Origin of the sequence: Caballeronia sp., assembly GCF_028292365.1 — a bacterium.
Taxonomy (GTDB): domain Bacteria; phylum Pseudomonadota; class Gammaproteobacteria; order Burkholderiales; family Burkholderiaceae; genus Caballeronia.
Genome location: NZ_JAQGMM010000395.1, coordinates 1 through 26,850, shown reverse-complemented (window position 1 = coordinate 26,850; position 26,850 = coordinate 1). Strand labels below are relative to the sequence as shown.

Here is a 26,850-nt window from a genome sequence, read left to right as displayed (position 1 = left end):
CGGGCGTGTCGGTGGCATTCTTGTGCGGCTCGGCGGCCGTATTCGCGCAAGGTGGCGGCAACGGGAACGGCGGCTCGGGCGGTGGTAACGCACACAGCGCGGCAACGGCTGGAATGACGCACTGGGGAGATCCGGTTGCCATGCCGACAAGTAGCACGCCCGGCAATATGCAAAACCCGGGCATGGAGGGCAGTGCCGGCATGAGCGCGACGCCATCGAACGGCGTGAAGGGTGTTGGTGTGGCAAAGAACGTGCAGTAAGGCAATGGCATGCCAGCGTGCGCTGGACGCAAGGAATAGCCTTCTGTTGTTCTCGGCGTTGCGTCGTCCCAGCTAGCCTTATCGCATCGGCATTACGATGGATTGCCTTTCACTACTTCGACGGCGCTGGCTTAGCGCTGGGCACCGCGAAAGTGTCCGGCCGAATATCAAGCTTGGATCCGGTGCATGATACTAAGTAAGACGCTAAGCACCTTTAGCGATTCCAGCATTACCAGTGCGTGGATTTAGCCGACGATCTGTGCCTCCGCCACGTGCTTAGCTTTGTAATCCAGAGACACAATTGCGCTTGAACTAAGCAAGCTTCTTCGGCTCCTACTTAAGAAGCGCGGGAGAGGATCAAATGCTTAAACCAATTGCATTATTGGCACTTGTTGCGTGTCTGGGCGGCTGTGTTGTCCCGCCGGGGCCGGGCTACGGCTATGGATACGACGGATACGGCGACCCTTACGCAACGGATTATTCGGGGCCTTATTACTCGGGTTATCCGGCTGTCTATGGCGGTGGAATCTACGTCGGTGGCGGCGGTGGCTGGTACGGTGGGCACTACTACAACCATGGCTGGAACCACGGGTACGGCGGGGGCTTTCACGGTGGCGGCTGGGGCCATGGCGGCGGCTGGGGCCACGGTGGTGGTTACGGGCACGGCGGCGGTGGTGGACAGTGGCAGGGCGGTGGCGGCGGGCACAGCGGCGGCGGACACGGTGGTGGCGGACACGGTGGTGGCCGCGGCTAGGACGGGGGCGTCTTGATTAGCCTGGCTTAGCCTGACCAGATAGCGTCAAAAGCAAGGCGACCTTTTCGCCGGATGGTTTATCCGTCATCAACCGTCCGGCGAATGTCTTCGCCGGACGCCAAGTGCGCGCGCCGGATCGCGGCGCGCAGAGCGAACGGCACGGTGGGGAATCTGCCTAGATTGTGCAGATTCCGGTAAAGCTTCTCCACCGATCTCGCCCGCCGGTCACATTTTCCAGGGCTTGTTCGACTTTCACGCCGTGTCGCGACTCTTATTGACTCTTATTGCGACTGTGAGGAAAGAGACGCAGATCAATTCATTTACGCCCAGCCTCAGAGCGCCTTTGATCATCAATCAGGGGCGCTCTTGGTTTATCGTTATACCGCAGGCATGACCGCTACGGCCGATGCGGAATCCTGGCTAGGCGTCGGCGTTGTCCTGCTAGCCGCGGTTGCAGATTTCTTTGCGGCGGAAGCCTTCTTGGTCGACACGCGTTTTACAGGCGATTTCTTGGCTGCTGCTTTCTTCGCGGGGACATTCGCTTCAGTCGCGCGTTTGATCGACGCTTTCTTAGCAGCAGCTTTCTTTGCCGGCGCCTTGGCGCTTAGCGTTTTCGCCGTCCCCTTTTTGGCCGTCGTTTTCTTTGCTGCCTTCTTGCTTGCAGGTTTTGTCGCGCTCGCTACAACGGCATGGCTGTCGCTGAGGCCATCGATCAGGAATTTCGTGCGGTCCTTGACGTCCTTGATCCAAAGCGGCGGACGGGCCCAGCCACTCCACGTTTCACCGGTCTTGGGATTGCGATACTTGGCAGGCAGCTTTGGCTTTGCCGCTGCTTTTGCCTTGACGCCAGACTTGGATGATTTGCCTGGGGGGCGGCCACGCGGCTTTTTCGTGGATGAATGTGCGTCAATATCCGCGGTGGTTAGTCCATGCTTTTCCATTAGCTTGCGGATGTCGTCGAGCACGGATTGCGCGCGCTTTGCGATCATTGCTTCCGCTTGTGCTTGCAATTTTTTCAGCTTGGCTTGGATCTGTTCCAGAGTCGGCATTATGGTTTCCTTAAGGGTGTTTGCCCGCACTATGCCATGCGTTCTCTGATTTCGGAAGCGGCCAATAGCGGCTGGTATTAAAGGTACGCATCTCTTAATACAGTTTGTTTCAATCTATGACAAAAGACCAAGCTTTCACGCCTCGCGCATTGAACGCCTAGAGTTGGATTCGCCCTGCTTGCGGACCATTAAAACGGGAAGAAGAACAGGTCTTTTCCGCTCTCCGCTGCGTTATTAAGCCGCATGATTCCTGCATCGTTCAGATTTGGAAGTAAATGCGCAGGACATCGATGCAGTTTTGCGAAACGCTGGAATGACGGCCTGTCGATCGCGTTGGTAGCGTTAGGGGAGAAAGTCCGGCTGCCATGATTCCGCTAAACACGACCCGACGCGTGGAGAGGTATGGAGGTGCTTTGATCAGAGAGGTGCTGGCGAGCGGCCTGGATCTGTTCGACTGGCAAGCCGCTAATGCTGCTGTATTGCGCACGAGGATCCCGAGGACACTCGCTGGCGATCTCTAATACCGATGAGGCGGCGGCCGATGCCTTGGCGGCGGGCGATGATGATGGTGTCTCGGCGGTGGCAACGGACGGCAGCGCCGCACGTAATGACCATGAACCCAGACGCGCCGGCATTCCTGCCGGGGCCGGGCCTCAGCCGCCGTGGGAATGGCCGCCCCCGCTGCAGCGGTCAACAAGACGACCGCGAGAAATCTTCGCATACGTGCTCCAAAAAAATATGAACAGAATCGAGACTCGCCGATGCATCGTCCGGTGATAGAAAACGAGCGCGTGATTTCACTTCTAGACCGGTTTCCTCAAGAGCAAAAACGCGGCAACTCCGGGACTACTTCTTCGATGTCTTGGAAACCTTTGCCACAGCTTTGACTGCTGGTTTCTTGGCGGGTTTCTCTCCAGCCTCAGCCAGTGCTTTGGGCTTGGCCGCGGACTTAGCGGCGGTTTTTGGCTTTTTCGGTGCTGCGTCGGTGTCGGCAGTCTTGAGCTTGGCCGCCGTCTTGCGCGCAACTTTGACGCCGGTTTTTGCGTCAGCTTTAGACTTGGCCCTCGGTGCTTTGACGTTATCCTCGCCCGCAGGCGTCGCTTTCGACTTCGTCTTGACCGGCTTCTTTGCGAGCGGCGCGGCAACCGCGTCCGCTTCGTGTCCTTCATGGGGCCGTATGACGGGGGCGCGCTCTCGTTCTAGCAAGGCGCGTGCTTTCTCCCAATACTCCGTGGACCGTCCTTCGGGACGACCGTCCGCTTCCCATAGATGGTATGCCTGCAAACGAAGCTTTTCTTCCAAAGATTTGTTGTGCATTCCATTAGCCATTTCGCGTGTTCGAGCGTTTATGTTACAGGAGCGCCGCTCCGCTTGTGATCGGGCGCGCGACGCATTGAGCGCGTTGGTTGAGCTCGGGATTCATTCGGGCAATGCGCGCGGTTAGATCTTGCCACGCTATAAAAATGTCTTTTTTCCCGTGCTAGGATGTCTCGCGGATAAGCTTGAGGTATTGCGATGACAACCTTGTATGACACCTTGTCCATTCCGGAAAATGCGACGGCTGAAGAGATAAAACGTGCTTACCGGAAGGCGGTTATGCGTTGGCATCCGGATCGCAATGTCGGTCAGGAGCATGTTGCGCGAGCTGCGTTTCTCGACATTCGAAATGCTTACGCCATTCTGTCCGATCCCGCGCAAAGGCATGTCTACGACGCCGTTTTTGCTGAGGAAATGAAGCGGCAGGACGCGCAGCGACTGCGTGAGGAACAGGAGCAGGCCGAACGCGAGGCCGCGTTGCGCGCCGCGCAGGAAGCGGAATATGCCAGCCGTGTAGCTCTGGCAATGCGCTTCGCGACGCAGGGCTATAACCGCGACGTCGTCCGCGGCGTGTTGCTGGCCCACGATTGCAACGACGACCTCGCGTGTCGTATCGCCGATAGCGTTCTTGCGCTGCACGCGTCAAGGCAGTCCGAGGTTATATCGGCGGAACCAGAAGAGGCCGCTCCGCATACGCAGGACACGCACGATACGCACCACGCGCAGCAAGAAGAGGACCCGCCGCCCGCGGATCGCGTGCGTTCGTTTTCCGATATCTGGATGCCCTTCTGGAACGTGCTGCGCTCGTGACAGCTCGCCCATGGCAGGTCGCAGTCTTGCTACTAACTCTGAATCGGGGCCGCCAGGGCTCTCAAATCTCGTCTTGATTTCAAGCGAAGTGAGGCCGGCATGCGTCCGGCGCCGGTCGGCGCAATAACTGCGTCGCAGGAACATACTGGCCGTTCAATCCAGCACCAGGCAGGCAATCATCGAGATTCAACGCCGCTTCTAGCCTTGCGAGAACAGAATTAAAATCTGCTGAAAGGAAAGAACGGTCCGGAGACGCCGATGGAGCATTCCTATTTCAAATTGCTGCATCTGCTGTCGGGGCATCCCGCATGGGCTCTCACAGTCGTATTACTTGCAGCGTTTTTTGAATCCATCGCGTTTATCGGTACATTTGTTCCGGGCAGCACCGCCATGTTCGTGGCAGGCGCGCTGGTCGGCACCGGTACGCTCAACCTCGGCTGGGTATTCGTCTGCGCCCTTGTGGGGGCTGTAGCCGGCGACGCCGCAAGCTACTGGTTCGGCTGCAGGCACAAGGAAACCATCGCGAAGTTGTGGCCGTTCCGCGCGCACCCCGGCATGCTGACGGCAGGGAAGCGCTACTTCGAGGCACACGGGGCGAAAAGCGTGATCTTTGCGCGTTTCATTGCGCCGCTGCGCGCGGTCGTTCCCGTCGTAGCGGGCATGATGGGAATGCGGCCCATGCGATTCCTGGTCATCAACATCGTCTCGGCGCTTGTCTGGGCGCCCGTGCATATTCTTCCAGGCGTCGTCTTCGGGGCATCGATCGAACTGGCGGGCGCCGTGTCCTTCCGGCTCGTCGCGGTGATCGCCATCCTGGTTGCCGCAACCTGGCTGACGTTCAGGCTGACGAGCCTCGTCGTGTCGCACGCACGGGCATGGACGGACTCTTCGCGCCGGAGTTTGCTGAGTTGGGCGCGCCGTCATCCTGGCGCACCTGGGCGAATAGTGCTTGGAATCCTGGACCCCAAGCACCAGGCCGCCGCGCTTATCGCCGTAATCTCCGTGCTGCTGCTGGCATCGGCCACCGTGTTCTTTTCCACGCTGCATGGTGTCTCGCACGGCGATCCGCTGGTTCAAGTCGATGTGTCGGTTTATCGTTTCCTGCAGTCGTTCCGATCCTCGTGGGGCGACTCGGTCCTGGCTGTGCTCGGCACGCTGGGCAGCGTGCAGACACTCGCCGCGGTGACGTTGCTGGTCGTCGTATGGATGGTGTTTGAACGCCGCTGGCGCACGGTCGCGTACTGGCTGACCGCCGTTGTATTTTCCCAGCTATTGATCCTGGCAATCCAGATCACGATCCAGCGTCCGCTACCGGGCGCGGTAGCGTCCAGCTTGCGCGCGTTCCCGAGCAATCACGTCGCGGCAAGCGTAGTGATCTACGGCTTTCTCTCATTCTTGCTGGCGCGCCGGGTGGGGGCGGTGGCGAGGGTATTCGTCGCGATGGCAACCATCGCCATCCTGGTTTCGGTCGCTTTCTCGGGACTTTATTTCGGCCACTTCACTTTCTCCGACGCGGTCGGCGGCGCTGCACTTGCCGCCACCTGGGTCTTTCTCGTGGCGCTCACCGCCGTGTGGCGATACCCCGGGAAACCGGTACCTCGCATCATGATGCCGGTCACCGTCCTGGCCGTTATTTGCGTGAGTGTTGTGTTGCAGTTCAAGACAAGCCTTGACGCGATGGCGGTCGAGCCCACCCGGCCGGTTATCGTGGTGTCGCCGATGCAATGGACGGATACCGTGTGGCGGACTTTTTCTTGCTATCGGTCGAGCATGGACGGTGACCGTCTTGAACCCATCACCATTCAATGGACCGCGACGGCAGGGCAGATCAGGACTCAATTAGAGGGCCGGGGGTGGACAGAAGGGTCACGTTTATCGGCGCATAGCATCTTGTCGCTCGTTTCCCCGGACGTGGCGGCTACGGCGCTTCCCGTGTTGCCGAGGTTGAACAATGGCGAACCATCGGTGCTGGTCTTTACGCGCGCTCACATGAGCGCGGACGAGCGCGACGTCTTGCGATTCTGGCCGACTCAGTATGCGGTTACACGTCGCGGCGGACAGCCGCCCACCCCGATCTGGCTCGGCTCGCTCGTTCACGAGCGGTTGCTGCGGCCGTCATGGCCGTTCAACGTGCTGCGCCCGGACAAGCGACTCGAGTCGATGATCGCAACCCACGGGGACGCTTCGCCATGGCGCGGCCTGGAGGTGGCGAGCAGCGCGGGGTGCGGGGGTATTCCGGTGACCCTGGTGGCATCTGGGGGGCAATGAGTCATCAAGTTTTCCAACGAGTGGCGAACTGATGTCGATCCTGCGCGCATGAATCGATGAGCTTTAAACGCACGATGAAATGATGTAGCGGCCACGCAATGCCGAACGCTTCAGGAGGTGAGTGCTTGATACAAATTCCACCCTCGGCAATCGAGAACTGGGGAAGCGCCGCAGTCTTCGCCAACGTGCTGCTCACGCGGCTGGGCGTGCCGCTGCCGGCTATCCCCGTGCTTGTCTTCGCGGGCTCCGCGATCGCCGGCGGGAACCTCGATTTCTCACACGTGCTATGTGCCGCGGTCGTCGCTGCGTTGATCGGCGACGGTGTGTGGTTTTCCGCAGGACGTATCTACGGTCGCCGTCTGACCGATATGTTCGGGCGTATGTCGTTATCGCTCGATGCAAGCATGCGCACCACGCGTGCCTTGTTCGAACGGTTTGGCGTGGCGATCGTGGCGGTGTCGAAGTTTGTTCCGGGCTTGGCGCTCATTACGCCGCCGCTGATGGGTACTACGCTTATCGCGCCGGCCGTGTTCGTTGCGTGGGACGCGTTCGGTACGGTGGCCTGGGCCTCGTTCTGGTTGCTAGGCGGCGCATTGTTCGAGCGGCAACTTGGCTTGCTGCTGAGCGTGCTTCGGCCCCACGGAGCATCGATACTCGACGTGTTGTTCACCGCCGCCGTTGTTTACCTGGCGTATCGATACCTGCTGCGTTGGCGTTTCAGGAAGTGGCTGAGCCGCAGGATCGTGTCGCCCGAACGGCTCGACCGGATGATGCGTTCCAGCACGCCACCCTTGATTCTCGATGCGCGGCAGGTGTCGGTTCGGCGTGACGAGTCGTATCGAATCCCGGGGGCGGTACTGCTTGATGTCGAATCGCTAGAGACCACGGATGCGAATCTTTCGGCAAGCAACATTGTTGTGTACGGCATGTCTTCGAACGATGCGACCGCCAAGAAGGTTCGCAAGCAGTTGCTCGGAAAGCACGTCGTGAATGTTCGTGTTTTATACGGCGGCCTGGACGAGTGGGTACGCCGTGGTTATGCGGTGGAACCGCTACCACCGGAGTTGAACGTATTCACTGCGTCGATGGCACGTCTATAGGGCGTCGCTCGTTTGCACTGATTCGTACGTCACTTTCTCGATCGCCCATACACACATTTGTATGCCTGCTTTAGTAGGGATGCGCGCCGCGAAATCTCGTGGCTAAATGAGCCTAACGATTCGAGCGAAAAAGTCCTAAGCTAACCGAAGCAAATAAAACAACCGGCCGTGCCGCATACAAACGTTTGCGCGGCCCGTATCGGAATTCAAAAGAATCGGACGGGGACAAGCTGACACTGAAGTTCAGCAAGAAACAGCCGGTAAACACACGACGGGGAATAAACGGGGCGGTCATCCGGTTAGTTAAAAAAGCGGTAAGTGAAAACGAAGCGAATTAAATAGTTAACGAGGGGAGAGGTGGCGTGCCGGCGGCTGGGCGTGGCGAGACGCCTGGTCGTCGGACTCGCTGCATGTTCTAGTTCTGGTTCAGGGAAGACCCTTGAGCCGGGAGGCCTGGTTATAAATCAGCCTATGGATTTTATTGCCGCCCTAGGCAGGTGGGATTCAGTTCTCGCCCACGCCTGGCTCCCAGTAAACATTTAACCCCATTAACTCGGTCAGCGTTTGCGCCGCCGTTTTCATCCTTTCTCCCACCTCGTTCATCGCAGGCACCGGCGCTTGATCGATGCGCTCTATAAACGGTGTGGTTAGCGAAGCAATGGCGTGTCCGTTTCGTCCAAACACGGGATAAGCGAGATTCTTGACGCCCTTGACCTGGCGGCTAGGCATGCGCGCGTGTCCGCGTTCCTTGATCCGTGCGAGATCCGTGGCTAGCTGTTTTGCATCAACCGGAAGTTCGCCATCAACGGGGACGTGAAGCTTGAGCATTCGCTTGCGTTCCAACTCTTCCTGGAACGCCATCAGGACTTGCCCCGAAGCGGTATCGGTCATGCCGATCAGTGTGCCCACCTTCAACGAAAAGCCCCAGCGTTCGGGGCTCTCTACCCCCGCCACAATCAGCACGCGGCCGTCTTGATACACGCAAAGGTGGAACGACTGCCTGACGTCGTTGGCCAGTTGCGTCATCAACGGCAGCGCAGTGGTCACGAGCGAGCGTACCGGCTGATGCCGATGGGCAAGCTGGAACAGCAACAACGACAACACGTAGCGGTCACCTATAGCGAGTAGATATCCGCGCGTCTCCAGCGTAACGACCATGCGAAAAATCTCTGCCGTCGTGCGCCCGAGCGTCTTCCCCAAGTCAGCCAGTGACAAGCCCTCCGGATGACTCGCCAGCAGCTCAATGATGTCCAGCCCCTTCTCGAGCGCCGGCGCCGAGTATCGCGTGTTGTCCAAAATCTCTCCTTGCCCAAAGCCAGATGTCCACCTTCAACCGGTCTCAGCGTAGCGAGATCCGGCAACGGCATGGCGTGATTGTAGATCGTGAAACCCTTGTATTTGTCGCCATCGTTGAAGGAAAACGAACTCAACCGGGCATCGGGAAAACACCGATGAAAATTCATGTATGAAATAGCGTTTTATCTTTAAAATGATTTGCATCGGTGGAAAAGTGGTCCGCAGGACGTGCGAGACACGAGATCCGCAACGCGGAGTGATTCGCCGCAACAAGCAGCATGGGACCAGAGAAGGGAACGTTGATGGCTGAAGTGGCATTCAAACAGGTGCAGAAGTCGTTCGGCACCGTACAGGTGTTGAAGCAGATCGACCTGACTGTTGCGGACGGCGAGTTCCTCGTGCTCGTGGGACCCAGCGGCTGCGGCAAGTCGACATTGCTGCGTGCGCTGGCGGGACTGGAAGGCGTGACGCACGGACGCATTCTGATCGACGGTCGCGTGGTCAACGACCTGCCGCCGAAAGACCGGGACATCGCGATGGTGTTCCAGAACTATGCGCTGTACCCGCATATGAGCGTGCTCGAGAACCTCACCTTCGCGTTAAAGCTGCGCGATTTGAAGCCCGATGAAATCGCGGCTCGCGCCAATCAGGCGGCAACCATTCTTGGGCTTCAGGACTTGCTCGGCCGATATCCGCGCCACTTGTCCGGCGGTCAGCGTCAGCGCGTGGCAATGGGACGCGCGATCGTACGTGACCCAAAAGTGTTTCTCTTCGACGAACCGTTGTCGAACCTCGACGCGAAGCTACGCGTTCAAATGCGGGCGGAGATCAAGGCGCTGCATCAGCGCTTGCGTGCAACGACGGTCTACGTGACGCACGATCAGATTGAAGCGATGACGATGGCGGACCGCATCGTCGTGCTGAACGCTGGGGCGATCGAGCAGATCGGCGCACCGCTCGAACTCTACGATGACCCCGACAACCTGTTTGTCGCGAGTTTTATCGGCTCGCCTTCCATGAATCTTTTTACCGGCCGCTACGAGTTGCAAAACGATGGCGCGCGGGTGCGGATTGGCGATTTTTCGATACAAGTGCCGGTGGTCAACGCTAAACACGGGCAAGAGGTAACGGTCGGCGTGCGGCCCGAGCATCTTGTGGTGGCGGAGACGGGCGGCATTCCATTCAACGTGGATGTAGTTGAACCAACCGGCGCGTCGACCGAGTTATTCGGCACGGTCGCGGGACAGCGCTGTTGCGTGATCGTGAACGGACGTTTGTCATTGCGCCCGGAGCAGGGCGTCCGGCTTGAGGCCGATCTGTACAACACCCGCGTCTTCGATACCAGCACCGGCCGCCGGCTGCGCTGAAGAGCTAGAAAAAACCACACGCAAGCCGTACCGCTCGACGTCACGGCAGATAACAAAGGAGATGAATCATGGTTAGGGATTCGATGAAAACCGGCCTCAAGATCGCTGTATCGGTACTGGCTTTAGCGGGTCTGGTTGCCACGACCGCCGCGCGCGCCGACAACGAATACAAAGGCTATACGCTGCGCGTCAAGCTGATCGGTGGCGTGCAATATGAGGCGCTCTACACGCGCATTCCGCTCTGGGAAAAAGAGACCGGCGCGAAGGTCGAGATCGTCTCGCGCAAGAGTCACTTCGAACTGGATCGTGAGTTGAAGCAGGACATTGCTTCGCAGCATATCGACTATTGCGTGTCGTCGAATCATACGAATTTCTCTGCGCAATATCCCATCTTCCGCGACCTCAAGGGTTTGTTCCCCGCGAGTTATCTCGCCGCATTCGCGCCTGCCTTGCTGAAGCAGTCCGAGGTGAAGGGACAGCTAGTGCAGATTCCGCGATCAACGGATATTGAAGCGCTGTACTACAACAAAGTCGCTTACGCCGATCCAGCGAATCGCGATGCATACAAGAAGAAGTTTGGCACTGACCTTGCGCCCCCGAAAACCTTCGCGGAGTTCACGCAGCAGGCGACCTTCTTTACGAAGGCGCCGAACTTCTACGGCACACAATTTCCGGGCAAGGACGAAGCGCTGACGGGCACGTTCTACTCGCTGCTGGTAGCAAACGGCGGCCAGTTACTCGATGCCAAGATGCAACCCAAGTTCAATTCGCCAGTGGGCGTGAAGACGCTCGACTGGTTCGTGAACCTGTACAAAGCGGGCGTGGTGCCGAAGGGCGTGCCGAGCTACGTCTGGGACGATCTTGGCAACAACTTCGCATCGGGCAAGGTGGCGCTCGATCTCGACTGGCCGGGTTTTGCATCGTTCTATAACGACCCGAAAACGTCGAAGCTTGCCGGCAACGTGGGTGTAGTTCGTGCGCCGCTGGGCGCGGCCAACAAACGGCCGGGCTGGTCGGGTTCGCATAGCTTCTCGATCACGAAAGTATGTGCGCGTCCGGAAGTGGCGGCGAGTTTTATCCAGTTCCTGACGAGCAAGGATTCGCAAATGGTCGAGGCGCGTCTCGGCTCGATTCCTTCACGTGTTGATGCACAGCAGGCCATCGTCCAGGAGTTCAAGACGAAGGATGATCATTTCATGGCGGACGCGGTAGCAACCTTCAGCCAGGCGGCGAAGGAAGACTCGTTCACCCCGCCGCGCGTCGCGCAATGGAATGAGATTTCCAATGCGCTGTGGCCGGAATTGCAGAAGGCGATCATCGGCGACGAAACCTCGCAGCAAGCGCTCGACAACGCAGCGAAGAAGGTCGCGGACATCATGCAGGACGCGGCGGACAACCAGTAACCAGCGATCAACATGCAATCCAATACGCCTTACTCGATCGGCGGCGAGCCTGCTCTTGCCACACGCGCCAAGCGCATCCCGCTGCCGATCAAACTGCTGATGCCTGCGTTCCTGGCGGTCGGGATCGTGGTGATCCTGCCGCTGTTGTTCTCGTTTTATACGAGCTTCACGGCGTACCGCTTGACCGATCCTGACACCCTTTCTCACTGGATCGGCTGGCGTAACTACGAACGGGCGTTTGCGAATGGCGACTTCTGGGCCGCATTCGGCCGCACGATTTTATTCCTCACCATTGCGCTGAATCTCGAACTGTTGCTGGGCCTTGGCGTGGCGTTACTGCTCAATCAAGTGACGAAAGGCCAGCGCGCGTTACGCACGGTGATGATGTTCCCGATGATGTTCTCGCCCGTGCTCGTCGGCTTCCAGTTCAAGTTCATGCTCAACGACAGCACGGGAATTGTGAACAACCTGATGCAGACGCTGTTCGGCGCGAAGTCGGCGTTCCCGTTTCTCGTCGATGCCAAATCCGCGCTTGCATCGCTGATTGCCGCCGAGGTATGGAACTCGACACCCATCTTCGCGGTGATCCTGCTGGCCGGTTTGATGGCGTTGCCGAAAGATCCGATAGAAGCATCGAAGGTGGATGGCTGTACCTCCTGGCAAACGTTCCGCTACGTCACGCTGCCGTATCTGATGCCGTTCATCTATATCTCCATGACGATCCGTTCGCTCGATGTTGGCCGAGCCTACGACATCGTGCGCATCATGACGAACGGCGGTCCGGGCGGACGCACGGAATTGCTCTGGACAATGGTCGGACGCATTGCCTACGACGACTCGCGCATGGGTTATGCCAATGCGATTGCGTATGTCTCGGTGCTGGTGTCCATCCTCTTCACGCTCTATTTCTTCCGCAAATTAAGCGGCGCGCGCAAACACATGGGGCCAGCCTGAGATCATGAGCGATATGGCATTCAAAGGCGCGTTCCTGCGCAAGTCGGCGATGTGGTTCGGTGTGTTCATCGTGATGGCGATCATCTGCTTGCCGGGGCTGTGGGTCGTGCTCAACGCGTTCCGTTCGAACGTGGCAATTTTGTCGAATCAATCGCCGCTCGTCGGTGCGAGTTACACGCTCGATAACTTCAAGAGCATGTTCGGCTACGGGCAAATGGCGTCGCTGCCTATCAGCCAGTATTTTGTGAACTCGCTGATCATTTCTTGTGTGAGCACAATCGCCGCGCTGGCGGTCGGCGTGCTTGGCGGTTATGCGTTTGCGCGTTTCGAGTTCAGGCACAAGAAGGTCATGTTCGTGGCGCTGATGCTCACGCGCGCCATTCCGGGCATAGCGTTGTCGCTGCCTATTTTCATGCTTTGGGCATGGACCGGCCTGCTGGATACGCGCATTGGCGTGATCCTCGTTTATCTCGCGATGAACGTGCCGTTCACCATCTGGCTCATCGATGGCTTCTTTCGCGAGGTGCCAATCGAGTTGTCGCAAGCGGCGCAGATCGATGGATGTAATCGCTGGCAGGCGTTCTGGCGCATCGAATTGCCGCTGGCGAAAAGCGGGATTGCATCGGCGGGGATCTTTGCGTTTCTCACGAGCTGGAACGAATTCGCACTCGCCACGCAATTGTGCCGAAGCCCCGATACGAAGACCTTGCCCGTGGGGCTGATGGACTTCACCGCGCAGTTTTCGGTCGACTGGGCCGGCATGTGCGCGATGGCCGTGATCATCATCATTCCAGCGATCGTGCTGACGTTTATCGTGCAAAAACATTTGATCGCGGGGCTGACGCTCGGCGGCGTGAAGGGCTGAACAAGCTTTAAAGGAATACGAAAATGACAACTATCGATACTGTCGACATCCGCCAAGTCGACCTTCAACCCAAAGTCAAACGTACGGACGCGATCCAGTCGTTCGTGGTGCAGGAGACTGTATTGGTGACGCTTCGTTGCAGCGACGGCAGCGTGGGCACGGGATACACCTACACCATTGGCACGGGCGGTTCGTCCATTGTCGCGTTGCTGCACGATCACCTTGCACCGTTACTGATTGGACGCGATCCTGCAGAGTACGAAGCAATCTGGCGTGACCTGTTTTTCCACACGCATGCGACCGCTGTTGGCGCGATTACGAGCCTTGCGCTGGCCGCAATCGATACCGCTCTATGGGACCGCAACACGCGCGTGGCGAACCTGCCGCTGTGGGTCGCGGCCGGCGGATCGAAGCCGCGCACACGCACGTATTCAACGGAAGGCGGATGGTTGCATTTATCGGAGGCGGAACTCGTCGATCAAACCTTGCAAGCGCGCGATGCCGGTTTTCACGGCGCGAAGATCAAGGTCGGCCGGCCGCATCTGGCTGAAGACACACGGCGGCTCACGGCCGTACGTGGCGCGATGGGCGATGACTTCGAGATCATGGTCGACGCGAATCAGGGCTTCACGTTGTCCGAAGCCATCCGTCGCGCGCATGCGTTCGAGCCGTTGCGGCTTGCATGGCTCGAAGAGCCGATGCCCGCTGAAAATATCGCGGCGCATCAGCGGCTTTGCGCTGCGAGTTCGGTGCCCATTGCGGTGGGGGAATCGATGTATCACCCCGCGCAATTCGCCGAGTATCTGAAGGCGGATGCATGCTCGATCGTTCAGGCCGACGTCGCGCGGGTGGGCGGAATCACGCCGTGGTTGAAGGTGGCGCATCTGGCGGAGACCATGAACGTGTCTATCTGCCCGCACTTCCTCATGGAACTGCATGTGAGTTTGTGCGCGGCCGTGCCGAATGCAACGTGGCTCGAATATATTCCGCAGTTGGATGCACTGACCGGCAAGCAGGTTCAGATCGAGCAAGGTTATGCGGTTGCGCCGATGGAGCCGGGGATTGGTATCGACTGGGATTGGGATGCGATTCAGGCGACGCAGCGCACGCATGTTTGCGTCGATGCCCGCGCGGCGGCTTAAGCGATGAGCACGAATGTGATGCGCCATTGCCTGTCACTCGATCTACGCGATGACCCTGAAGTCATTGCGCAATACGACCGTTATCACGAGGCGGTGTGGCCTGAAGTGCTGGATGCACTGCGAGCGGCAGGCATCATCGATATGACGATCTGGCGGCGTGACGCGCGTTTGGTGATGTTGATTGAAACGGAGCCTGATTTCAGCTTCGATAAACTCGTCGCGGGGGCGCAGGTTCATCCGCGCGTGACGGAGTGGAATGCGTTGATGGCAAGCTTTCAGCGTCCGTTGCCGGGTGCAACGAGCGCTGAGTGGCAACCGATGAAACTCGCGTTCAATATGCAGGCACAGTTGAACATCCGCGAAAGCTGAGCGCATGCTCCTTGCAGGTCAGACAATTCGTACGATCACGGAAAACACCCATACCGCAATACCGACGCCGCCGACCAGGCATACCGCTACTGCGCATAAACGCCAAAGGGTCTTCATCGGTCGTACCTAAAAAAGAAGGCCGCAAAGCGGCCTGAAGAGGGGGTACTACAGGGGGATCAATGGAACGCATCGTAAAGCGCGAGACTTAAGAGAACATTAAGCCGCGCTGAGCGCATCCTGATCAGGCCCTGATCACACCCGTGCCCCTTGCTCTATTTTCTCTCGGATTGAAAAAAATGAAGCCCGGGACAACTTGCGTTCTCCCGGGCTTCAGCTTTTGCACTCTTCAGCGTTACGACGGAACGGATGTTGATCGAATGATCGATCGCTCCGGTCGTACGGCCTCGGAATTAGTTATGCGAGTACAGCGAGCGTGTGTTGCTTACGCTAACGCGGCTGCCCGATTGCGATTGCGTGTCTTGCACGCCGCCGTACGACGTTGCGTTCGCATTGGCTTGCGCTTGTTCAGCTGCAACCGTTTGTGCGCTTTGGCCGCGTTGCGATGCCGGTGCACCAACGTTCGGGTTATACGACGGTGCCGGGCCGTAGCCGCTGCTGGCGAATGCGGGGGCAGCCAGGGCTGCGGAAGTGGCGACCAACAAGGCGGCGATAAGATTCTTGTTCATGATGTGCTCCGATTTGCATGAGTTTTAAGGGGCGCAGTGGCTTGGTTTTTCTGCTCACTGCGTCGATGAAATGCAGTGTATACCCTTACTATCGAATTATTGTACCGATAGGATGCAATTGACTTTTCGCAATCCGCTAATAATGAGATGCGGTCTGCACACCGCTAAGCACGCAGAATCTAGTCGTGAAGCGTCTCGATAATCGCCGCCGTGATGGCGCTGCGCCCGTAGGAAGCCCTCTCAACCATCCCGACTGTCCGAAGTATTGGCGGTTGCGCTATCGGGATCAGCCGCAACGACGGGTCCGTCTGCCATCCGGCCCTATGTAGCTGTGGCAGCACCGTCACCCCTACGTTCTTCCTCACCAGCGCCACAATCGTCTCGATGGAATTCAGCTCCAGATACTCGGTCACCGCTAGTCCGAGCGTCGTTAGCGCCTGATCGACGACCACGCCGGTTCGCACACGCCGGTCGAAACGCAAGAACCCATGCGATGCCAAAATCCGGCGCGGGTCGGTATCGGTGATCTCGCGGTTCACGATCAACATGAGCGGCTCCGTGTAGAGCGGCGTCCATTTGAGGGTGTCAGGCAAGGTCTGGTCGGGCCGTGCTACAACGGCGGCAATATCCAGCTCTCCCTGCTCCACCATGACCGTCAACTCGTCCGAGCGGGCCGACAGCAACCTCACATCTAACCCGGGATGAGCCGTCTTTAGCTGTGCAACCCCTAACGATAGCGCCTGAATCACCGATACAACAGCGCCAATGGCCACAGGCCCCTGCATCGACCCGGCAGGCGTAGCTTCCAGTTCATCAAGCAGATCCAATATCTGCTCGACCTTCGGGCGAATGTCGTGCCCTTGTCGGTTCAACGTAATCTGCCGTGCGCTGCGGTCAAAAAGCTGGCGCCCCAGCGCTTGCTCTAGCCCACGCATCTGCAAGCTGACTGCGGCCTGGGTAAGCGCGACCTTATCGGCGGCTGCCGCGAACGAGCCCGTCCGCGCAACCGCGCGGAATGTCTTCAGCATTCGAATTGTCGGCATGGATTAGTTAACGTGAGAGTTGACATGAGTCATTCAAGTAAAAGTTAAGCATCAAAAAGAAAGTTTAATATTTCCTGATGGATTTGGGCCGACATAATTACTTCATTGAAAGTTTTGACGATGGGCGACCGCGGGATCGTCAACACCCGCGCCGACATAGACTAAAAGGTCGCGGCTAGCCGCCTGTCATGCCCCGCAGCGGAGTACTGAAATTTGTCGACGTTAAGCAAGCTGCCAGTGAACAAGCCCGATCTCCCCGATCAGGTCAATTTGCCTGCCAGGCATCCCGTACTCGAAGTCAGCGGTTTCTCGCTGAAATTCTCGCGCGCCGCGCATGTTCCGAATCTCGTCGAGAACGTCTCGTTCTCCGTGAATGCGGGCGAAACGCTGTGCATCGTCGGGGAATCGGGATGCGGCAAAAGCGTGACGTCGCTGGCGATGATGGGTTTGCTGCCCAGCCCGCCGGCCAATATCGTGGCGGGGAAAGCGATGTTCGACGGCCGCGATCTCTTCAAGCTGAGCGAACGCGAACTCGCCGATATCCGCGGCAACCGGATGTCGATGATCTTCCAGGAGCCGATGACCTCGCTCAACCCCGCATTCACCGTCGGACATCAGATCGCGGAATGCGTGCAGCGGCATCGCGGTTTGAGCAGCGCGGCGGCGCGTAAGGAAGCGCTGGACATGCTGCGCCTCGTGCGCATTCCTGCGCCGGAAACGCGGCTCGACGCGTATCCGCACGAGTTGTCCGGCGGCATGCGCCAGCGCGTGATGATCGCGATGGCGCTGGCGAATCGCCCGCAGTTGGTGATCGCCGATGAACCCACGACCGCGCTCGATGTCACTATCCAGGCGCAGGTGTTATTGCTGGTGCGCAGCCTGCAAGCCGAAACCGGCACGGCAATGGTGTTGATCACGCACGACCTCGGCGTGGTGGCTGAAGTGGCCGATTACGTCGCGGTCATGTACGCGGGACGGATCGTGGAATATGGTTCGGTGGATGAAATTTTCGATGACCCGCAGCATCCGTACACCATCGGCCTGATGGGCGCGATTCCATCGGTGGGAAAACGCGAAGGCGCGCTCGCGACCATTCGCGGTTCCGTGCCGTCGCCGGAACAGATGCCTAAAGGTTGTCGGTTCGCGCCGCGTTGTCCGTTCGTGGAGGAAAGGTGTGTCGACGCGGTGCCTCCCGATAAACAGCTGGACGGAACGCATCGGGTGGCCTGTTGGGTCGCGCCGGTTGAACTTGCTCTTGGCGGGGCAGCGGCATGAACCTCAACGCTCCCATCATTGAAGCCAGGGACCTGACCAAGCACTTCGGCGGGACCCGCAATATGTTCACGCGTACGCCGACGGTCTACGCGGTGAACGGTGTGTCGTTTTCCGTGCAGAAGGGCGAGACATTTGCCATCGTCGGGGAATCGGGTTGCGGCAAGTCGACGCTTGGACGCCTGTTGCTGCGTCTTATCGATAGCACTGAAGGCCGGGTAATTTATGAGGGTAAGGACATCACGCATCTGGGCACCGAGCCCATGCGCCGGCTGCGTCGCGAGATGCAGATCATCTTCCAGGATCCGTTCGCATCGCTGAATCCGGGCATGACGGTGGGGCAAATCATTGGCGAACCGATTGCGTTGCATGGTCTCGCGAAGGGTGCGGCACTTCGGCAACGCGTGTCCGACTTGCTGCATACAGTTGGATTGCAACCCGGTTACGCTGAACGTTATCCGCATGAGTTTTCGGGCGGCCAACGGCAGCGTATAGGCATTGCGCGAGCGCTGGCGGGTGAACCCAAGCTGATCGTCGGAGATGAACCCGTCTCCGCGCTCGATGTCTCGGTTCAAGCTCAGGTAATCAACCTGCTTGAGTCGCTGAAGCAGAAGCTTGGCCTGACGCTGATCATGATCGCGCACGACCTCGCGGTGATCCGCCATATGAGCGATCGCGTGGCGGTGATGTATCTCGGCGAAATCGTGGAAATGGCGGATGTGAACGATCTGTTCGATCAACCGCTTCATCCTTATACGCAAGCGTTATTGCAAGCGATTCCGGCGAGCAGTCCGCGTCAGCGCCGCAGCAAACCTTCGTTGACTGGTGACCTGCCGAGTCCGACCGCGCCGCCTTCAGGATGCCGTTTTCATCCACGATGTCCGCATGCCCGGGCACGCTGCGCCGACGAACAACCGGTCAGCGAAACGCTTGCGAACGGCCACCGGGTCGCATGCCATTTCTGGCGCGAGATTCAGAACGCGGGCGGCGGCGCGCCTCTCGTTTCCGTCGTCAGCCCGAAGCTTACAGAGCGGCTGGCGGTGTATCGGCAACGTCAGGCAACGGTCGACGGCGCTGCGCAAGAACAATCGAACCCACAGTAAACGGGGAAGTCCAGATGCGAAAGATTTTGTTGGCCGCGGCGCTCGCCGCGGGTCTCTCAAGCACCAGCGCTGTGATGGCTCAGTCGAACTCCACTATCCGGATCGGCTTGCAAGACGATATCGGCACCCTCGATCCGGCGCGCAGCAGTCAGGTTGTCGATCGGATCGTGTTCAGTTCGCTCTGCAATTCGCTGGTGGATATTGGCCCGGACCTGAAGGTCGTGCCCATGCTTGCGACCTCATGGAGCATGAGCGCCGACAACAAGACGCTCACGTTCAAGCTGCGCCAAGGCGTGAAATTCCACGACGACGAGCCCTTCAATGCCGCCGCCGTCAAGGCGAATCTCGACCGTGCGCGTTCCATGCCGGCGAGCAATCGCAAGAGCGAGTTGGCCTCCATCGATCACGTGGATGTGGTCGATGAGTTCACCGTCGCCATCGTGTTGAAAGCGCCCGATGCCGCGCTGCTCGCCACGCTCACCGATCGCGCCGGCATGATGCTCGCGCCGAAAACGCTCACCGATGACGCGGGCGTTTCCACGCATCCGGTTTGCTCGGGTCCGTACAAGTTTGTCGAGCGCGTGCAAAATGACCGCGTGGTTCTGCAGAAATTCGCGGGCTACTGGGACGCCGATAAATACCCGATCCAGAAAGTCATTTTCCAGCCGATTCCCGACAGCACCGTGCGCCTCGCGAACTTGCGTTCGGGTTCGCTCGACATGCTGGAACGTCTCGCACCTTCCGACGTGGCATCGGTGAAAAGCGACAAGAACCTCAACTTCATTTCGATGAGCGGTTTAGGCTTCTACGACCTCACGTTCAACGTCTCGAACGGAGCGCGCGCGCCGAAGGCGTTCAAGGACAAACGCGTGCGTCAGGCGTTCGAGCTTGCCATCGATCGCGACGCAATCAACCAGGTGATCGGCGGCGGGATTTTCGCGCCAATCAACCAGGCGATACCGTCTAACAGCCCGTACTTCGATGCATCGATCAAGACGACCAAACGCGATATTCCGAAGGCAAAAGCGTTGCTCAAGGCCGCCGGTTTCGAGCAGCTTAATGTGGAGCTGACCTTTGGTAACAACACGGTGTCGAACCAGATGGCGCAGATGCTGCAAGCCATGCTGTCCGAGGCCGGGATCAACCTGAAGCTGCGTCCGACTGACTATGCCGCTGCGCTGAATGCATCGACGAAAGGCGACTTCGAATTGCTGTATCTCGGCTGGTCGGGCCGCACGGACCCGGATGGCAACCTGCATCAGTTCGTGACCTGCAAGGGCAACCTGAACTACGGGCGTTATTGCAATCCTGACGTAGACAAGCTGCTCGACGATGCGCGCGTTAAATCGACAGTCGCCGAGCGCAAGCCGATCTACGATGCTGCGCAGAAGTTACTCGCCGATGAAGACCCGATCATCTATCTCTATGCGCAGCCATGGCCATACGCATTGTCGAAGAAAGTGCAGGGCTTTACGCCATACCCTGACGGGCTGATCCGTCTGCGTGGCGTGAGCATCAAGGGGTAATCCGTCCATGTTGCGAATCATCGCCAACCGCGCGCTTGTGGCCATCCCGACACTGATCCTGGTGTCGATGATGATCTTCGGCCTGCAAAAAATGCTACCCGGCGATCCGGTCCTGGCGATGGCCGGTGAAGACCAGAACCCGCAAGTTATCGCTACGTTGCGGCTGAAGTATCACCTGGATGAACCCGTGCCCGTGCAGTACTTGCTGTGGGTAAAGGACATTCTTCATGGTGATCTGGGCGCATCGCTGAGAACCGATGTGCCGGTGACCAGACTCATCGCCCAGAAGTTGCCGGTGACGTTGCAACTGGCCGTGATGGCGATGATCTTTGCGATTGGCATCGGTTTGCCGCTTGGGGTTTTATCGGCGGCGAACAAGGGGAAAGCGCTTGACTATGGTGCGAATATTCTCGCGCTTACCGGTATGTCGATACCCAATTTTTGGCTCGGAATCATCCTGATCTTTTTAGTGTCGGTGAAATGGCAGTTGTTGCCTTCATCCGGATACGTGTCGCCGACCGAGGACTTCTGGTTGAGCATCAAGACCATGCTGATGCCTGCATTCGTGTTGGGCGCGGCGCTCGGCGCGCAGTTGATGCGGCACACGCGTAGCGCGATGCTGAGCGTGCTGCGCAGCGACTACATTCGAACGGCGCGCGCGAAAGGCTTGCTACGCGGCACGGTAGTGGTCAAGCACGGCTTTCGCAATGCGCTGATTCCGATCGTCACGGTGCTCGCGCTGCTGTTCGGTGAGCTGCTCGCGGGCGCGGTGCTGACCGAGCAAGTGTTCACTATTCCGGGCTTCGGCAAGCTGGTCGTCGACGCCGTTTTCAATCGGGATTACGCCGTCGTCCAAGGCGTCGTGCTGGTTACGGCGGTAGGGTTTATCGTGGTAAATCTGTTCGCCGATGTCTTATACGTTCTGCTCAATCCGCGGCTGAGGAAAAGCTGATGGCAACTATTGTTGAAGCGGAAACTGCCGCCCTGCCGCGCAAACGCAATCGCGCGTTAGGTCGCTTCATGCGCAATCGTGCGGCCGTGGCGGGCGCCGTGATTGTGCTTCTGGTGATTCTTGTGGCCATATTCGCACCGTGGCTTTCGCCCTACGATCCCATTCAGGCCAGCTTTATGACGGTGCGGCAAGCGCCATCGGCAAGTCATTGGTTTGGAACCGATGAACTCGGTCGCGACGTTTTCACGCGCTTGCTGTGGGGCGCGCGGGCTTCGTTGTTGGCGGGCGTGGTGTCGGTAGGAATTGCGGTGGTCGTCGGCGTGCCGCTAGGGCTGTTGGCGGGCTACTTCGGCAAGCTCGTCGATGGCGTGATCTCGCGGTTCACCGACGCATTGCTGTCCATCCCGTTCCTGATCCTCGCCATTGCATTAGCCGCGTTCCTCGGACCGAGCCTCACCAACGCGATGATCGCTATCGGCGTGTCGGCCATGCCGCGCTTTGTGCGTCTGACGCGCGGCCAGGCGATCAGCGTCAAAGCGGAGGATTATGTGGAAGGCGCGCGCGCTATCGGGCTCGGGCACTTTCGCATTATCGTCCGCTATATTTTTCCGAACGTGCTGCCGCCGATCATCGTGCAGGCGAGTCTCACGGTTGCCATGGCAATCATCGCGGAAGCCAGCTTGTCGTTCCTCGGTCTCGGGCAATTGCCGCCCGCGCCATCGTGGGGATCGATGCTGAATACTGCTAAGGATTTCGTCAGCCAGGCGCCGTGGATGTCGATCTTCCCGGGCATCGCCATCTTCCTGGCTGTGCTCGGCTTCAACCTGCTCGGTGATGGACTGCGCGACGCGCTCGATCCGCGCGAGCTGTGACCTGTGCCCCAACAACTTTCATCAATCAAAGAGACGAGTTTTCCATGACCCGCTTCAACTGGCAGAACCCCTATCCCACGCCGCGCTTGCCCGTGTTCGCGCGCAATATTGTTTCCACATCGCATCCCCTCGCCGCGCAAGCCGGATTACGGATGTTATGGAAGGGCGGCAACGCTGTCGATGCGGCTATCGCGGCCGCAGCAGCCATCACGCTGGTCGAGCCCGTGTCGTGTGGCCTTGGTGGCGACGCGTTCGCGCTCGTCTGGGACGGCGCCAAGCTGCACGGATTGAACGCATCGGGTGTATCTCCGGCGGCGTGGAATGTCGATTACTTCAAGAACAAGTATGGCGAGCAAAACGGCTTGGCGAACCAGCCGAAACGCGGCTGGGATGCGGTCACCGTACCTGGCGTCATCGCGGGATGGGAAGCGTTGCACGCGAAGTTCGGCTCGTTGCCGTTCGGCGATCTGATGGAACCGGCCATTGAAATTGCCGAGCGCGGTCACGCGGTGGCGAGCATCGTGGCGTACAAATGGGCGGCGGCCATTCCCGAGTTGAAAGACCAACCGGGTTTCGCCGATACCTTCATGCCGCGCGGCCGCGCGCCGGAGATCAGCGAGTTGATGCGTTATCCCGGTCATGCAAAGACCTTGCGCACGCTTGCCGAACACGGTCCGCGCGCGTATTACGAAGGCGAGATCGCCGAGAAGATCGCGGCGTTCGCGAAGCAGGGCGGCGGCGCGATGACCGCTGCCGATCTGCGTAACTACAAGGCTGACTGGGTCGAGCCGATCTCGAAGGATTATCGCGGGCATACGGTCCATGAGATTCCGCCGAACGGGCAGGGCATTGCCGCGCTGATCGCGCTCGGTATCCTCGATAAATTCGATGTGAAGTCGCTGACCGTCGACAAGATCGAGTCGCAGCATTTGCAGATCGAAGCCATGAAGCTCGCTTTCGCCGATGTCTATCAGTACGTCGCCGATCCGCGTTCCATGGACGTCACGCCCGAGCAGATGCTCGACGACACGTACCTCACCGAGCGCGCCAAGCTGATCGATCCGGGCAAGGCGAAGCACTTCGACTTCGGCATGCCGCCGGCGGGCGGGACCATCTATATGTCGGTGGCGGACGAGCGCGGCATGATGGTCAGTTTCATCCAGTCGAACTACATGGGCTTTGGCTCAGGCGTGGTCGTGCCGGATACGGGTATCGCGATGCAGAACCGCGGCTTTGGTTTCTCCATGGATCCGAAATCCGCGAACGTGGTGGAGGGCGGCAAGCGTCCGTTCCATACGATCATCCCGGCGTTCCTCACGCAGGACGTAAATGGCACGCAGGAAGCGGTGATGAGTTTTGGCGTGATGGGCGGCGACATGCAGCCGCAAGGCCATTTGCAATCCATCGTGCGGATGCTCGATTACGGGCAACAACCGCAAGCTGCTTGCGATGCACCGCGCTGGAAGGTCAACCGCGATTTCACCATCGATGTGGAATCGACGCTGGATCGCGAAACGGTGACGGCGCTTGAGGCGATGGGACACACGATTAAATCCGTCGATGATCCTTATATGGACTTTGGTTCAGGTCAGTACATCTGGAAGCTTGATCGCAATGATCCAGAGCGTGGGTATGTTGCGGCAAGCGATAGCCGTAGGGATGGGCTGGCGGCGGGGTTCTAGACGGAGATACGTCCGGTTACCTTTATCGTATTCCGGTAGCACTTGTATCTGACACTTCTCCCTACACTCGATTACGTAAACCACACGTTTGCACATCGAGTGCACGGAGAGACGCAATGAACAAGAAGATCCTGGGTGCTGTACTGGGCTTGAGTGTATTGATGGTGTCGGCGGCAGCGTCCGCTCACGTTAATGTCGACGTGGGGATCGGTGTACCGGGATATTACGCGCCCCAGCCGGTGTACGTTGCGCCGCCTGTTGTCGTAGGGTATGGATACGGCGGCTATCGCGACGAGGGGTGGCGCGAACGTCAATGGCGTCACCGCGAATGGCGGCATGAAGCGTGGCGGGAGAACCATGGACGCGGCGACCGCCGTGGTTACGGCTATTGAGTGTTGACCGGTTTTTCGATCGACCTTAAAGCATTCAGCTAGCTCGTACGTGCTCGTACGTGCTCGTACGAAGAAGGGCCGTTCATCCAACCGACGTTGGTGAACGGCCCTTTCCATTGGCGATTGGCGCGTGACTGCGCGCGTTACGAAGCCGACGCCAGCGCATACCGCCGGCAATGTTCGAGATAACCGGCCTCGTGGCTGCTGACCAACTCCACGATACTTTTCCATAACCACGATGGCGCATCGAGCGACTTTGACTTCGCGCGTCGCAACTCGGATAACCACGCGCGCCGCTGTGGCGCATCCATCTGGCGGGCGTGTGCTTTGCCAACGACCATCGCGAGGTAGCGCGCTGCTTTCATCGCTTCGTCCTGCGTCAGTTGCTCAACCGTCAGCTTCATATCCTGCGGCAACAACTCGCGAATCACCACCGACCGGTCGTTCAAGCGCGCCGAGCGCATCCGTTCACCCAGCCACGGCGTCAGATGCCGCGCCCCTTCCACGATCCGTTCGGCGTTATCGCGTGGCATGCGCTTGGCCACGTCGGCATCCGTGTAACGCGGCGCCGCGGCCTTCACGCCTTCCTTGATATCGATCAGGCAAAGATCGTCGCCTTCTACTGCACCGCCGTCGATATCCAGCAACACCGCATATCGCAAGCGGCCGAGCGAGCTGCAGCCTTTCACCCAATAGGCAGCATCGATCACGGTGACGTTTTCTTCGTCGGCTTCCTTGCGCAAAGCGGTTGCTATATCCGCAATCTCGCGCTGCCGGAACAACGTGTCTATTTCAATGCGCTCGATCTTGTCGAGCGGCCAGAAACGCTTGCCGAGGGGAATGGTCGGCTCAATATCTTCGATACGTTCGATCGCCAGTTGCTTCCACGTGCGTCGTACCGCTTCCTTCATCATCACCCGCACTTCTTCGGGTTTCGTGTCCTTGACGGAGCGGCGGCTGGAACGGTCGAAGGCATGTTCGTAGCCTTGCGCGACCGCTTCCATCATGCGCGCTGTCGTGACGCCGGGCAGATCGGAGCCGCGCGCGGCCGTTGCCAGCGATAACCCCAGCCGAATGATGTCGTGCGCCGGATTGCCGATCACGGTCTGGTCGAGATCGCGGATCTGGATTTCCACGCGGCCGTCGGCGTTGGCAATAGGTCCAAGGTTGCCGGTGTGGCAATCTCCGCAAATCCAGATAGCCGGACCTTCGGGCAGCGTGTGGCCTTCAATGCCGTCGAGCCATTCGTAGAATTTGGTCGTGCTGCCTCGCACGTAAGCATGTGCGGATTCGGCCATCTTCATGTTGCGGCGCTCGAATAGGAGCGCTTGACGATCATCGGGGCGGGGTAGCTTGAATTTCTTTTTCTTGGGCATGGGATCGTCCTGTGGTGCTTGTTTAGAGCAAAGCGCATGCCGTCGCGATGTAATGCAATTGAAGGGTTTTGTCGCTGGATTTGATCGTGCCGCAAACTGGTCGAGCGTTGTGATCGTCGGACTCGGCGGCAGGATTTTTGATCCTGTACGGTATCGGCCTGATCTTTCCAAGGAGACACAATGACGCTGCCCATCTTTTCCATGGTCGATACCGCGCCCACGCCGGTCGGTCCTTTTTCTCACGCGGCCGAAGCGGATGGCTGGGTGTTCCTCACCGGCCAAATGCCGACCGATCCGGCCGATGACTCCAAGCCCTTGCCCGCAGGTGTGGAAGCGCAGACGCGTCGGGTGATGGATAACCTGATTCTTGTGCTGGAGGGGATTGGACTATCGCTGGATAACGTGGTCAGCGCGCGGATTTTCCTGACTGAATTCAAACGCGATTACGCCGCGATGAACGATGTTTATAAGGGCTACTTTTTGCCTAAGCCGTTGCCGGCGAGGACGTGTATCGGCGTGACGGGGTTGGCGCGTGATGCGCTTGTGGAAATTGATTTTGTTGCCAAGCGTTGAGTTGATTTACGGGCGCTTGGGCGCAGCCGATGAGTCCACATAGCGGAAGGTGAGGTTGATCCGTTCTCCACGCGCCTCGGGTTGCTTCGGCACTCTATGCGCCCAGTCGAGTTGAGTGCGCCCCTGCATGATCAGCAGGCTGCCGTGCGTGAGCTGAAACGTATGCGTTTGCCGCGTCTTCGTATGCCGGAAGTCGAAGGTCCGCGTCGTGCCCAGACTTACCGAGGCAATCACCGGTTGCGGCCCGAGTTCGCGCTCCTTGTCGGCATGCCAGCCCATGCTGTCCATTCCAGTGCGGTAGCGGTTGACCAACACGCTGTTGAACGCAGTTTGAGCGGCGGCTTCGGCTTTTGTTTTCAACAATAAAACCGTCGGCGTCCACGGCTTGGGGATGTTGCGAATGCCCGAGTACACGTACA

27 protein-coding genes are annotated in these 26,850 nt (G+C 58.8%); 20 read left to right on the top strand and 7 right to left on the bottom strand.

What is annotated here, in order from left to right; genetic code table 11:
- Positions 1-5: 5 nt before the first annotated feature.
- On the top strand, positions 6-260 hold the full coding sequence (locus tag JWR14_RS23850) for a hypothetical protein (protein ID WP_299712941.1): 255 nt from the start codon (positions 6-8) through the stop codon (positions 258-260).
- Positions 261-621: 361 nt separating this feature from the next.
- On the top strand, positions 622-1,014 hold the full coding sequence (locus JWR14_RS23845) for a hypothetical protein (protein ID WP_299712932.1): 393 nt from the start codon (positions 622-624) through the stop codon (positions 1,012-1,014).
- A gap of 377 nt (positions 1,015-1,391) precedes the next feature.
- Here the strand turns inward: JWR14_RS23845 and JWR14_RS23840 are convergent, their stop codons facing one another.
- Entirely contained in the window at positions 1,392-2,093 is a 702-nt protein-coding gene (locus JWR14_RS23840) for an H-NS histone family protein (RefSeq protein ID WP_299712929.1), read from the bottom strand.
- Positions 2,094-2,909: 816 nt separating this feature from the next.
- The gene (locus tag JWR14_RS23835; protein WP_299712926.1) at positions 2,910-3,380 is read right to left on the bottom strand and encodes a DUF2934 domain-containing protein; all 471 of its coding nucleotides are present in this window, start codon (positions 3,378-3,380) and stop codon (positions 2,910-2,912) included.
- 198 nt (positions 3,381-3,578) lie between these two features.
- Between JWR14_RS23835 and JWR14_RS23830 the strand changes: the two genes are divergently transcribed.
- From JWR14_RS23830 to JWR14_RS23820, 3 genes are all read left to right on the top strand, one after another.
- Positions 3,579-4,190: a J domain-containing protein gene (locus JWR14_RS23830; protein ID WP_299712923.1), complete on the top strand. Its 612-nt coding sequence runs from the start codon at positions 3,579-3,581 to the stop codon at positions 4,188-4,190.
- 258 nt (positions 4,191-4,448) lie between these two features.
- Positions 4,449-6,458, top strand: a complete 2,010-nt coding sequence (locus JWR14_RS23825; RefSeq protein WP_299712921.1) for a bifunctional DedA family/phosphatase PAP2 family protein — start codon at positions 4,449-4,451, stop codon at positions 6,456-6,458.
- 125 nt (positions 6,459-6,583) lie between these two features.
- A complete protein-coding gene (locus JWR14_RS23820) occupies positions 6,584-7,558 on the top strand; it encodes a VTT domain-containing protein (protein WP_299712918.1) in 975 nt (324 codons plus the stop codon).
- A 504-nt stretch (positions 7,559-8,062) separates the two neighbouring features.
- Here JWR14_RS23820 and JWR14_RS23815 read toward each other — a convergent pair.
- Positions 8,063-8,854 (bottom strand): IclR family transcriptional regulator, encoded by a 792-nt coding sequence (locus JWR14_RS23815; protein ID WP_299712915.1) that lies wholly within the window; start codon positions 8,852-8,854, stop codon positions 8,063-8,065.
- Positions 8,855-8,877: 23 nt separating this feature from the next.
- Between JWR14_RS23815 and JWR14_RS23810 the strand changes: the two genes are divergently transcribed.
- The 7 genes from JWR14_RS23810 to JWR14_RS23780 all read left to right on the top strand — a co-directional run bounded on the left by JWR14_RS23810 (position 8,878) and on the right by JWR14_RS23780 (position 14,954).
- A complete protein-coding gene (locus JWR14_RS23810; RefSeq protein ID WP_299712912.1) occupies positions 8,878-9,027 on the top strand; it encodes a hypothetical protein in 150 nt (49 codons plus the stop codon).
- A 129-nt stretch (positions 9,028-9,156) separates the two neighbouring features.
- Complete coding sequence (gene ugpC / locus JWR14_RS23805; protein WP_299712938.1) at positions 9,157-10,221, top strand: sn-glycerol-3-phosphate ABC transporter ATP-binding protein UgpC; 1,065 nt, start codon at positions 9,157-9,159, stop codon at positions 10,219-10,221.
- A gap of 68 nt (positions 10,222-10,289) precedes the next feature.
- Positions 10,290-11,624 carry a sugar ABC transporter substrate-binding protein gene (locus tag JWR14_RS23800; protein ID WP_299712909.1) on the top strand — a complete coding sequence of 445 codons (1,335 nt, stop codon included), beginning with the start codon at positions 10,290-10,292 and terminating at the stop codon, positions 11,622-11,624.
- Between the two features lie 99 nt (positions 11,625-11,723).
- The gene (locus tag JWR14_RS23795; RefSeq protein WP_366144590.1) at positions 11,724-12,578 is read left to right on the top strand and encodes a sugar ABC transporter permease; all 855 of its coding nucleotides are present in this window, start codon (positions 11,724-11,726) and stop codon (positions 12,576-12,578) included.
- A 4-nt stretch (positions 12,579-12,582) separates the two neighbouring features.
- Positions 12,583-13,443 (top strand): carbohydrate ABC transporter permease, encoded by an 861-nt coding sequence (locus JWR14_RS23790; RefSeq protein WP_299712904.1) that lies wholly within the window; start codon positions 12,583-12,585, stop codon positions 13,441-13,443.
- A 23-nt stretch (positions 13,444-13,466) separates the two neighbouring features.
- Positions 13,467-14,585: a mandelate racemase/muconate lactonizing enzyme family protein gene (locus JWR14_RS23785; protein WP_299712902.1), complete on the top strand. Its 1,119-nt coding sequence runs from the start codon at positions 13,467-13,469 to the stop codon at positions 14,583-14,585.
- A 3-nt stretch (positions 14,586-14,588) separates the two neighbouring features.
- Positions 14,589-14,954, top strand: coding sequence for an L-rhamnose mutarotase (locus JWR14_RS23780; RefSeq protein WP_299712899.1), 366 nt, complete (start codon positions 14,589-14,591; stop codon positions 14,952-14,954).
- A gap of 410 nt (positions 14,955-15,364) precedes the next feature.
- Here the strand turns inward: JWR14_RS23780 and JWR14_RS23775 are convergent, their stop codons facing one another.
- Together JWR14_RS23775 and JWR14_RS23770 are read right to left on the bottom strand one after the other, a co-directional pair.
- On the bottom strand, positions 15,365-15,640 hold the full coding sequence (locus JWR14_RS23775) for a hypothetical protein (RefSeq protein ID WP_299712896.1): 276 nt from the start codon (positions 15,638-15,640) through the stop codon (positions 15,365-15,367).
- Positions 15,641-15,819: 179 nt separating this feature from the next.
- Complete coding sequence (locus JWR14_RS23770; RefSeq protein WP_299712893.1) at positions 15,820-16,683, bottom strand: LysR family transcriptional regulator; 864 nt, start codon at positions 16,681-16,683, stop codon at positions 15,820-15,822.
- Positions 16,684-16,995: 312 nt separating this feature from the next.
- Between JWR14_RS23770 and JWR14_RS23765 the strand changes: the two genes are divergently transcribed.
- From JWR14_RS23765 to JWR14_RS23735, 7 genes are all read left to right on the top strand, one after another.
- Positions 16,996-17,958 carry an ABC transporter ATP-binding protein gene (locus JWR14_RS23765; RefSeq protein WP_299712935.1) on the top strand — a complete coding sequence of 321 codons (963 nt, stop codon included), beginning with the start codon at positions 16,996-16,998 and terminating at the stop codon, positions 17,956-17,958.
- Positions 17,955-19,058, top strand: coding sequence for an oligopeptide/dipeptide ABC transporter ATP-binding protein (locus tag JWR14_RS23760; protein ID WP_299712890.1), 1,104 nt, complete (start codon positions 17,955-17,957; stop codon positions 19,056-19,058). The genes JWR14_RS23765 and JWR14_RS23760 overlap by 4 nt, the downstream gene beginning before the upstream one ends.
- 14 nt (positions 19,059-19,072) lie before the next feature.
- The gene (locus JWR14_RS23755) at positions 19,073-20,584 is read left to right on the top strand and encodes an ABC transporter substrate-binding protein (RefSeq protein WP_299712887.1); all 1,512 of its coding nucleotides are present in this window, start codon (positions 19,073-19,075) and stop codon (positions 20,582-20,584) included.
- Positions 20,585-20,591: 7 nt separating this feature from the next.
- On the top strand, positions 20,592-21,536 hold the full coding sequence (locus JWR14_RS23750; RefSeq protein ID WP_299712884.1) for an ABC transporter permease: 945 nt from the start codon (positions 20,592-20,594) through the stop codon (positions 21,534-21,536).
- A complete protein-coding gene (locus JWR14_RS23745; RefSeq protein WP_299712880.1) occupies positions 21,536-22,408 on the top strand; it encodes an ABC transporter permease in 873 nt (290 codons plus the stop codon). The genes JWR14_RS23750 and JWR14_RS23745 overlap by 1 nt, the downstream gene beginning before the upstream one ends.
- 44 nt (positions 22,409-22,452) lie before the next feature.
- Positions 22,453-24,090, top strand: coding sequence for a gamma-glutamyltransferase (gene ggt, locus JWR14_RS23740; protein ID WP_299712877.1), 1,638 nt, complete (start codon positions 22,453-22,455; stop codon positions 24,088-24,090).
- 116 nt (positions 24,091-24,206) lie between these two features.
- A complete protein-coding gene (locus tag JWR14_RS23735; RefSeq protein ID WP_299712874.1) occupies positions 24,207-24,482 on the top strand; it encodes a hypothetical protein in 276 nt (91 codons plus the stop codon).
- 143 nt (positions 24,483-24,625) lie between these two features.
- Here the strand turns inward: JWR14_RS23735 and JWR14_RS23730 are convergent, their stop codons facing one another.
- Positions 24,626-25,858, bottom strand: a complete 1,233-nt coding sequence (locus tag JWR14_RS23730) for a DUF2252 domain-containing protein (RefSeq protein WP_299712871.1) — start codon at positions 25,856-25,858, stop codon at positions 24,626-24,628.
- 180 nt (positions 25,859-26,038) lie between these two features.
- Here JWR14_RS23730 and JWR14_RS23725 point away from each other — a divergent pair, with 180 nt between their 5' ends.
- Positions 26,039-26,431 (top strand): RidA family protein, encoded by a 393-nt coding sequence (locus JWR14_RS23725; RefSeq protein WP_299712867.1) that lies wholly within the window; start codon positions 26,039-26,041, stop codon positions 26,429-26,431.
- A gap of 6 nt (positions 26,432-26,437) precedes the next feature.
- Here the strand turns inward: JWR14_RS23725 and JWR14_RS23720 are convergent.
- Positions 26,438-26,850, bottom strand: a 413-nt coding sequence (locus tag JWR14_RS23720) for an alpha-ketoglutarate-dependent dioxygenase AlkB (RefSeq protein WP_299712864.1), incomplete at its 5' end; no start/stop codon positions are given.

Bases quoted from the DNA above. Each gene is read 5' to 3' on its own strand.
- JWR14_RS23810 (WP_299712912.1), top strand. From the start codon at position 8,878: ATGTCCACCTTCAACCGGTCTCAGCGTAGCGAGATCCGGCAACGGCAT.
- JWR14_RS23760 (WP_299712890.1), top strand. From the start codon at position 17,955: ATGAACCTCAACGCTCCCATCATTGAAGCCAGGGACCTGACCAAGCAC.
- JWR14_RS23770 (WP_299712893.1), bottom strand. From the start codon at position 16,683: ATGCCGACAATTCGAATGCTGAAGACATTCCGCGCGGTTGCGCGGACG.
- JWR14_RS23845 (WP_299712932.1), top strand. From the start codon at position 622: ATGCTTAAACCAATTGCATTATTGGCACTTGTTGCGTGTCTGGGCGGC.
- ggt (WP_299712877.1), top strand. From the start codon at position 22,453: ATGACCCGCTTCAACTGGCAGAACCCCTATCCCACGCCGCGCTTGCCC.
- JWR14_RS23755 (WP_299712887.1), top strand. From the start codon at position 19,073: ATGCGAAAGATTTTGTTGGCCGCGGCGCTCGCCGCGGGTCTCTCAAGC.
- JWR14_RS23780 (WP_299712899.1), top strand. From the start codon at position 14,589: ATGAGCACGAATGTGATGCGCCATTGCCTGTCACTCGATCTACGCGAT.
- JWR14_RS23725 (WP_299712867.1), top strand. From the start codon at position 26,039: ATGACGCTGCCCATCTTTTCCATGGTCGATACCGCGCCCACGCCGGTC.
- JWR14_RS23745 (WP_299712880.1), top strand. From the start codon at position 21,536: ATGGCAACTATTGTTGAAGCGGAAACTGCCGCCCTGCCGCGCAAACGC.
- JWR14_RS23795 (WP_366144590.1), top strand. From the start codon at position 11,724: ATGCCTGCGTTCCTGGCGGTCGGGATCGTGGTGATCCTGCCGCTGTTG.
- JWR14_RS23790 (WP_299712904.1), top strand. From the start codon at position 12,583: ATGAGCGATATGGCATTCAAAGGCGCGTTCCTGCGCAAGTCGGCGATG.
- ugpC (WP_299712938.1), top strand. From the start codon at position 9,157: ATGGCTGAAGTGGCATTCAAACAGGTGCAGAAGTCGTTCGGCACCGTA.
- JWR14_RS23800 (WP_299712909.1), top strand. From the start codon at position 10,290: ATGGTTAGGGATTCGATGAAAACCGGCCTCAAGATCGCTGTATCGGTA.
- JWR14_RS23775 (WP_299712896.1), bottom strand. From the start codon at position 15,640: ATGAACAAGAATCTTATCGCCGCCTTGTTGGTCGCCACTTCCGCAGCC.
- JWR14_RS23750 (WP_299712884.1), top strand. From the start codon at position 20,592: ATGTTGCGAATCATCGCCAACCGCGCGCTTGTGGCCATCCCGACACTG.
- JWR14_RS23830 (WP_299712923.1), top strand. From the start codon at position 3,579: ATGACAACCTTGTATGACACCTTGTCCATTCCGGAAAATGCGACGGCT.
- JWR14_RS23785 (WP_299712902.1), top strand. From the start codon at position 13,467: ATGACAACTATCGATACTGTCGACATCCGCCAAGTCGACCTTCAACCC.
- JWR14_RS23825 (WP_299712921.1), top strand. From the start codon at position 4,449: ATGGAGCATTCCTATTTCAAATTGCTGCATCTGCTGTCGGGGCATCCC.
- JWR14_RS23835 (WP_299712926.1), bottom strand. From the start codon at position 3,380: ATGCACAACAAATCTTTGGAAGAAAAGCTTCGTTTGCAGGCATACCAT.
- JWR14_RS23730 (WP_299712871.1), bottom strand. From the start codon at position 25,858: ATGCCCAAGAAAAAGAAATTCAAGCTACCCCGCCCCGATGATCGTCAA.
- JWR14_RS23735 (WP_299712874.1), top strand. From the start codon at position 24,207: ATGAACAAGAAGATCCTGGGTGCTGTACTGGGCTTGAGTGTATTGATG.